This is a genomic window from Gracilibacillus oryzae (assembly GCF_009498735.1).
In the GTDB taxonomy this organism is placed as follows: Bacteria; Bacillota; Bacilli; order Bacillales; family Amphibacillaceae; genus Gracilibacillus; species Gracilibacillus oryzae.
This window is the reverse complement of record NZ_ML762437.1, coordinates 70,878-76,877: the sequence shown is the minus strand read 5'-3', so window position 1 is coordinate 76,877 and position 6,000 is coordinate 70,878. Positions and strand designations below refer to the sequence as shown.

Below are 6,000 nucleotides of genomic sequence, written 5' to 3'. Positions count from 1 at the left end.
TCACAGCTTTCATTGAGGGCAGCACATCAGAGAGCATTAATATATTCCCTGAAAATTCAATCCGGGATTCCATTATCATGTTTTGTTCTTCTTCTGTTAGTGGTGCGTTTGGATCCTGGCCAAAAGCTCCAAACCTCACCTTCTTTACACTTGTTGCTTGTAATGCCTTTTCATAAAAAGTTAATGCTTCTTCGGCCTTCCCATCAAATTGCAGATACGCTATTGCTTTCATTATTTATTACCTCCTTTTTATATTTGAAGTATAATAGCAGATAGGTGACAACAGTATGTCGTATATGGGAGGAACTCATGAAAAAAATTGAGCGACTTATCTCGATCGTGATGATTTTGTTACAAAAGGAAGTTGTTTCGGCATCAGAATTCAGTCGGCTGTTTCATGTAACAAAACGAACAATTCAGCGTGATATGGAAACATTAAGCTATGCAAACATTCCTGTTTATGCGAAACATGGTGCGGAAGGCGGCTATTCATTAATGGAAGAGTATAAATTCGATAAACGATTATTAAATCACACGGATATTGAGAATATACTCGTAGCATTAGGTGGCTTCGAGCAGCTGATTACGAATCAGGAAATTAACACGACTCTCCAAAAGATCAAAGGAATGGCCATTTCAGATATTTCTCCCAATATTAATGTAAGTTTTTATGATTGGGCAGGAAGAAGTCAAATGAATGAAGATATTTTATTTCTCAAACAAGCTATTGAAAAAAACTGGTTACTAAAGTTTGATTATGTGGACCAAAAAGGAAACAAAACGGATAGAGTCGTAGAACCAAATAAAATCCACTTAAGCGAGATGCATTGGTATCTATATGGTTATTGTTTAGAACGGGAAGATTATCGTACATTTAAATTGACAAGAATAGTAAATATCAAAAAAGGCGGTATTTTTGTTCCAAGGTCCGAGACAACATTTAAAGAAGAAAAACAGCATAATCAACAACAAAAGCTGGTTAGTGTACAGCTATTGATCGATTTTGCTGTAAGAGATCAATTTATCGAGAGATACGGTAAAAATGCCATTACAAAAGCATCTGAAGGAAGTTACCATGCGATGATAGAATTGCCTGAGAATCAATTTGCCTACCAGTTTTTGGCCGGATTCGGTAATAAAGTGAAAATTATCGAGCCAAAGGGTTTTATTGATAAATATGTGAGCTTTTTGGAGGAAGCGGTCAAGCTTTATAAATAGGTTATGCATGTGTTGGCTACGGAAAGTAAAAAGATGGATAGTAAAAACACTCAGGAAAAAATTAAAACCAGAAGATCCGCGAAAAATCCTCTGGTTTTGCAAATTACTTGGTAACTTTTATCTGACCTTTCATAAAAATTAATGTGCCATCATTTCATGGGCTACTTCATGCCCCGTCATGTCTGCTGGATAGTAGGTTGGCCAGTTTGTGACTTCACTCAGTAACTCCTCCCGATCGTCTCCCCAATACAAGTGATAATGGCCTGCTTTAGTCGGTGAGATAATATGATCACTGAATTGAATATACTGAGGAAGGCCTTCTGCTTCTTCTGCCAGCTTGAAGATGAATCTTACGCCTCTATTTCCTGCCTCATAAGTCAGAATTTCATAGCCATCATATGTGTATTCTCCAGATTTTTCTTCCCCATTTTCAAAGAAGGTTACTGTGTTCCCTTCTATCAAAATACGTTCCACATTTGTTTGGTACCCTACCTCGTAATATTCTTTATATTCTGCTGCTGTTTTGTCTCCATTTTCCGCTTTATGATCAAAGACCTCATCAAGTGTACCATCTTGAAGAAGTGGATAAACGGATTGCCAGTCCCCTTCCCAATCAGACAGTGGGCGATCTTTCACTTGACTATCTTCAAAATAACCCTCTTGGATTTTCTGTGATTCTTCATCATGGGCATGGCTGTGATCATGATCGTGATCGTGCTCACTATCAGCGCTTTCTTTGGTAACTTTTGGAGCATCCGATAACGCTTTTGTTAATGCCTCTAAATTTGTTTTCATGAGTGTTATGTAATTTTCATTGTTGTTAATATCTTCTTCTGTTAAAACAGATAAATTGTGAATACGCAAAGGCTCTGCATCAATCTCTTCTCTGACGACTTCTGTCACTTTAGGCGTTACATTCTGCTCAAAGAATACATATTTTAAGCCATGGTTTTCTGCAATTTCGATAATATCTTGTAACCCTTTTTGTGAAGGTTCATTTGTTGGACTTAAACCTGAAACAGGAATCTGTTCAATTCCATAGGACTCTTCCCAATACCCGTACGCGGCATGTGATACAATAATCTGATTTCCTGGTAAACTTTCAAGTTGATCATGAAACTCTTTATCTAAATCTTCCAGGTTTCCTTTCAGCTCTTCAAAATTCTTATTAAAGGATTCTTCTGATTCAGGGCGAAGTTCTATTAGGCTCTCCTTAATATTCTCGGCTAACTGAATCGAGCGAATGGGATCAAGCCAAACGTGTGGATCTTTATCTCCATGATCATGGCCCGCATGCTCGTCTTCATGATTGCCCTCTTCCCCCTCATGTTCGTGATCGTGACTGTGCTCTTCTCCATGGCTATGGTCATGGCTGTGCTCTAAGAAGTCAATCCCTGTTGAAGCTTCTACTATTTTTACATCTTCCGCTTCGATAGCCTCTGAGATTTTTTCTGCGTATGTTTCTAAGCCTGCTCCGTTATAGATGAAAGCATCCGCTTCCGCAATATCCACCATCTGTGCTGATGTTGGTTCATAGTTATGAGCATCTGAACCAGCTGGCAAGATGGACTCAACAGAAGCTTCTTCCCCTGCAATCTGTTCAGCAAAATACTTAAGAGGATAAACAGTAGTATATAATGTAAGCTCTTCCTGAGTATTTTCACTTGCTACTCCACTGTCAGTACTATCACTGGCTTCACCACTGTTGGCACCTTCATCCGCACCACAGGCAGCAACTACAACGAGTAATATGAATAGAATTGAAACTAGTATTCCTTTTTTAAACAATTTCCTCTCCTCCTTTTTATCATAAGCAATTATATCGGAATGATTACGATTTGTAAATAGTAATTGTTACGATTTATATTAAAATATTAGAGCTCAATCTAAGCTTTTAGGTAAAAAATGGTTTACACATACTTTTATATATGAGATGCTTAATACACAGCTTAATATTAGTCTGAAATTAAGGAGTTGACCCAATGTTCGTAATTGTACGAGACGTTAATGGGGTAACAGAAACCTTAAAGGACTCAAACAGCTATTTGAATAAAACCTTTACTGAGTTCTCTGCCGCGGATTTGTTAGCAAAGAAATTAAACTCGCATTTAATTCAAGGGCCATATTGGAACGTTATGTCTATAAAAAAAGCAAGTAGGTAGCTGCCTGCTTGCTTTTTCGTATTATTCAAATTTTTTATTAACTTTCCGCGAATTAGTAACTGGCGCTGGCTGGTGCTCATGGGGCTTTCGCTGCAATACTCGGTTTATGATATATCTTTCCTGGGATTGCTGGGATTTTATCGACAAATCTTCTGCCTGGCTACTGGGATTTGTTGATTATATCCTTTTTATCGACAAATCTTCTGCCTGGGATACCGGGATTTGTTGATTATATCCTTTTTATCGACAAATCTTCCGCCCGGGCTACCGGGATTTGTTGATTATATTCTTTTTATCGACAAATCTTCCGCTCGGACTACTATGATTTGTTCTTATTATCCTTTTTATCCGACAAATCTTCCATCATTCTCCCCGAAATTTCTGAATCTATTAAAACTTGCTTTCGGCCAAGTAATATTACAAGCAAAAGAGAGATAAAAAGGCTGTGGGAAAGTCTCGGGTTTCCCACAGCCTTTAGTATTCTCATCATTATCGTTAGACAAAATAACCTAACAGTCTATCTAATGAATCAATTTCGGCATATGGACTTATCTCGGTATCATTCCTGCTCATATGAGGATTGAACCATATTCCCTTAATATTGGCATTTTGACAACCGGCAATGTCCTTTTCGATGTCGTCTCCAATATATAATGCCTCTTCAGGTTGGACATTTAGTTTACTTAATGCTATTTCAAAAATACGCTTGTCAGGTTTCCAGAATCCTGCTTCTTCAGAAGTGATGATAATATCGAAACAGTCATTTAATTTCGTTTTTCTTATCTTGGCTTTCTGTCTCTGAGTTAGACCGTTTGTTACAATGGCAACTTTTACTTCCTCTTTAATCTTGTTAACCAGATTTATCGTATGTTGGTTTACTGGAAAACAATAAGGAAAATGATTATTCCAAAAGTCTTGGATTTCCTCTCTCGGCAATCTGAATTTGGCAGGAAATTCATCAAAGAATGACTCCAGTACTTCTGTCTTATCCCCATAGCCATAGCTTCTTCTATCATATTTTTTAAAAGCCCGCATCATCGCTTCTTTTTCTGAATCATACACTTCTTCGTAGCACTTTTCTATGATGAGAAAAAATAGATTTTCAACTGCCTTATCTCTATCAAGCAAAGTATCATCTAAATCAAATATTATTGCTTTCGTACGACTCAATTAATTTCACCGCCTTTCATGCAACTCCAAGCTTAGTAATTCATCTAATTTTTTTATCATATATGTTGGCTTATCCTTGCCCTTAAATTCTTTGTTATTGCGATTTAACCAGACACTTTTAATGCCGGCACTCCCTGCGCCACTAATATCACTAGAAAGAGAGTCACCGACATGAATAACCTCATTTTTTGATAGATTACTCAATTTCAAGGCCTTTTCAAACATTTCGGGACGTGGTTTATATGACTGAACATCTTCGCTCGTAATCACCTCTTTCACCTTTAAGTTGTGGAAGGCGATTGCTGTTTTCACATCAAAAGTATCTATATTAGATAATATGTATACAGGAAGTTTATTTTGTTTAAAAAACTCCAATGAGTCATCAAAATGATGAAACATTAATTCACTTAATATGTTCTCATCTAATGTGGAATCAAAATAGGCAAGTGTGTTTTTTAGAGAGATCGTTTCCAATACTCTCTGTGGTTTAAATGTTTCACCGTAACTCTCAAGAAATAACTTGGATAATTCCTTCCACCAAAAGGCTCCTATTTCAGATACAGTGGCATCTGTCTTTGCATCTTCTTTTATCTGCTGACAAATGGTTGAAATAATCTCATCATCTTCATGCACAACTGTTCCATAGAAATCTAAAAAGAATGCTTTAATAGCCAAAAAATCCCCTCCTGAAAGCATGATGTTCCACTAACGATTCATTCATCATACTCATTTGATTAGATATAATTCTTTCTGCTATATCTTTTAATATATAATCTCCGCTTACGTCTTAAAGTTTCGGTTCTTCCGAAAGTATGTTAAAGAGTTGTATATAAACAGTTGATTGACATGGAGTTTCGTTCATCATAGAGCCTTACTTTTTCTCATATTTCAAAGCCAAAAAATTGTTTATTCCAATCTTTTTCGCTGATATGCAACTTAATGTTTGATAGGTGATAGTCATTTTGTAAGTTCAACCCTCGTGAGATCATTTTAATTCTCTAGAACTTCGCTTCCATTTAAGTGTATGTGCACTAACAGATAACGACATATATGTTATCTTTGGTTAAAGAATACAATCGCTCGAACCATCGGATAAATGAACAAGCTTAATGAAAAGCAGATAACCAGAGGAATATTCTTCAACTCTGTTAGTCTTCCAGTCCCTTCCACTACAAATAGGATCACACCCAAACAGACGACCAGAATCACGTAACTTAACCCTGATGCCTTTTTTGATAGATAAGCTTCTCTTTCGTCCTGGTCTTCTAACTCTGTTCTGCCATTGGCAATAAAATTAAACAAATAGGCAGAAAAAATGGAAAAGAAAATGATGGTATCAAGTCTTAATTCCCCTTCGACAAACCATTTATACAATCCTAAAGACGCAATTGCGATTAGTCCAGCAATACAGATGGCATAGACCATTTTTCTATTTTTCATAAAAGTACCT

General features: G+C 36.7%; 5 protein-coding genes and 1 pseudogene. 1 reads left to right on the top strand and 5 read right to left on the bottom strand.

What is annotated here, in order from left to right:
- Positions 1-232 (bottom strand): annotated as a pseudogene (locus F9U64_RS23100) (VOC family protein); the annotation flags it as partial.
- 77 nt (positions 233-309) lie between these two features.
- Here F9U64_RS23100 and F9U64_RS15650 point away from each other — a divergent pair.
- A complete protein-coding gene (locus F9U64_RS15650) occupies positions 310-1,218 on the top strand; it encodes a helix-turn-helix transcriptional regulator (RefSeq protein ID WP_153405716.1) in 909 nt (302 codons plus the stop codon).
- A gap of 138 nt (positions 1,219-1,356) precedes the next feature.
- Here the strand turns inward: F9U64_RS15650 and F9U64_RS15645 are convergent, their stop codons facing one another.
- The 4 genes from F9U64_RS15645 to F9U64_RS15630 form a co-directional block, all read right to left on the bottom strand.
- Complete coding sequence (locus F9U64_RS15645; RefSeq protein WP_228275751.1) at positions 1,357-3,006, bottom strand: metal ABC transporter solute-binding protein, Zn/Mn family; 1,650 nt, start codon at positions 3,004-3,006, stop codon at positions 1,357-1,359.
- Between the two features lie 869 nt (positions 3,007-3,875).
- The gene (locus F9U64_RS15640) at positions 3,876-4,532 is read right to left on the bottom strand and encodes an HAD family hydrolase (protein ID WP_153405751.1); all 657 of its coding nucleotides are present in this window, start codon (positions 4,530-4,532) and stop codon (positions 3,876-3,878) included.
- A 24-nt stretch (positions 4,533-4,556) separates the two neighbouring features.
- Entirely contained in the window at positions 4,557-5,225 is a 669-nt protein-coding gene (locus F9U64_RS15635; RefSeq protein ID WP_153405713.1) for an HAD family hydrolase, read from the bottom strand.
- Between the two features lie 378 nt (positions 5,226-5,603).
- Positions 5,604-5,990, bottom strand: a complete 387-nt coding sequence (locus F9U64_RS15630; protein ID WP_153405711.1) for a hypothetical protein — start codon at positions 5,988-5,990, stop codon at positions 5,604-5,606.
- Positions 5,991-6,000 lie beyond the last annotated feature (10 nt).

What these genes read in the sequence shown, in the direction of transcription:
- F9U64_RS15630 (WP_153405711.1), bottom strand. Translation starts at nt 5,990, where the DNA reads ATGAAAAATAGAAAAATGGTCTATGCCATCTGTATTGCTGGACTAATC.
- F9U64_RS15650 (WP_153405716.1), top strand. Translation starts at nt 310, where the DNA reads ATGAAAAAAATTGAGCGACTTATCTCGATCGTGATGATTTTGTTACAA.